Below are 2009 nucleotides of genomic sequence, written 5' to 3'. Positions count from 1 at the left end.
TTGTGCAAAAAAATGAACCTACCTTGCTCTTTTTCCCCACCAGGAAAGAGACCCGAAAATGGGCCGCCTGGCTGGCAAAAGAGATAGATGCCCCCAGAGCAGAAGAGGCTATTACCGAACTCTCCCGCCTGGAAGAGACCCGATCCCGCGATGAACTCCTCTATCTATTAGAAAAAGGGATCGCCTACCATAATGCCGACCTCTCCTGGGAAGAGCGAAACCTGATTGAATCCTACTTAAAAAAAGGTGAAATAAAAATAATCTGTGCCACTACTACTCTATCTATGGGCATCAACCTGCCCTTTAAGAATGTAATCTTATCTAAGGATAGATATGTATCTGATCATGGGGATGATAAGAGCAGTTACCGTACCAGCCTCTCTCTGGCTGATGTGGAGAATATGGGAGGAAGAGCCGGTAGGTTAGACTGGGGAAAAGAAGAATTTGGCAGGGCTATCTTTCTGGCTGATTCTCTCTTTGCGGAGACCGTCCTACAAAACATATTTTTTAAATTTATGAAAGAAGATAGCCAAAGACACCGGGAGATGATCAGTGAAGAGGGCGGATTATATCTTCCGGCTTTAAAATCAGACCGGCAGCCGCTCTATCGGCCGGTAAAGAAAGAAAAGGATCTTACCACCTTTTTACTAAAAGCGATAGTAGAAGGGGAAAATAGCCAAGCTAAGCTTAAGGATTACTTAACCGGAGTAACTACTAATATTAAAGGAAACAGCAGTTACTGGATATTTGATTTTGCCCCAAAAGATGAAGATCTGGAGAAAGAAATTAATGCGGCACTCGAAAAGCTGCTGGAATATCAGCTTATCACTGCAGGGCTGTCCCCTACTGCAGAGGGAATTCTCATCTGTGCCAAGGGGATAGATATCAAGACCTATCTCTTCTTTAGAAATTATTTAGAAAATAAAGCCGGAAAGATGAGCCATCTGGAATTAATTACCCTGATGGCTTTAAGTAGTGAAGGCAAAAGGACTTACCTCCCCTTCCCCCAGTTTAACCATAAAACCAACCGCTACAATTTTAATGACTGGAAATATCAATATTATAATAAGATAAGAGAATTAATTGCCGACCAGGAAGAAGAGTATAAAGAGATATATCAGGATATCCTGGGAAGGGATAAAGAAAAAATTTCTTTAGCTGACCAAGATTATCTATCCCTTAAAAAAGCAGTCCTTCTCTATGACTGGATAGGAGATAAAGGGATTCGGGAATTAGAAGAGGGGCATAAAATCTATGGCGGTTCGATCCAGAAATTGGGAGAAGAATTCTCCTGGTTGGCTGATTCCCTGAAGGTTGCAGCAGAAAGTCTGGGCTGGAAAATGGATCAGCCCAGCCAAAAAAATGACCCCTTAAGCCAAGAAGAAAAAACCAAAAAAGATAATTGGGAAAAGATTAAGACCTTAGCCGAAAGACTCAACTGGGGAGTGGAGGAAGAAGGGCTAAAACTTGCCCGCCTGCATATCCCCGGATTAAGCAGAACCTATATTAAAGTCCTGCTAAGAGAGGGCTATGAGGATAAGAAATGTTTGCAGCAATTATCGGTAGAAGAACTGGCCAAAGTTCTACCTCAAAGATTAGCCGGAAGGATCAAAAAGAGATTCCCTGCCGAAATCTGTAAACTGAAAACTGATAACCGTGATCTTGAAACTTCCATTTCTTGCCAACACACACCAAATGCTAACGACCAACGAGTAACGACTATTTTAGATATCGACCCCCACCGCCCGGATAGAATTATCTTTGAGGGGAAAGAGATAGAGGTTACAGCCATAGAATTTTCCTTAATTCACCTCTTAGCCCAACATCCTGAACAAGTAATGAGCTATGACGAACTTTTAGATAAGCTCTGGAAAGATGAAGAAGATGCTATCTATAATCGAGTAAGCTTTCACATCTCTAAAGTCAGAAGAACTATTCTAAAAATAATTGGAAAAAGCAAAATAAATAAAGAAAAAGTTAAAAATATCTTTACCGTAGTTTCTAAGAGA

At 41.1% G+C, this 2009-nt stretch carries 1 protein-coding gene; it reads left to right on the top strand.

Annotation, left to right across the window (positions count from 1 at the left end; all coding sequences use genetic code 11):
• Positions 1-2009 (top strand): winged helix-turn-helix domain-containing protein (locus tag COZ07_RS00840; protein WP_406606719.1); only part of this gene is annotated, 2009 nt, incomplete at both ends.

This window comes from Candidatus Infernicultor aquiphilus (assembly GCF_002784285.1).
GTDB lineage: Bacteria > Atribacterota > Phoenicimicrobiia > Phoenicimicrobiales > Phoenicimicrobiaceae > Infernicultor > Infernicultor aquiphilus.
This window is presented reverse-complemented; position numbering and strand designations above follow the sequence as displayed.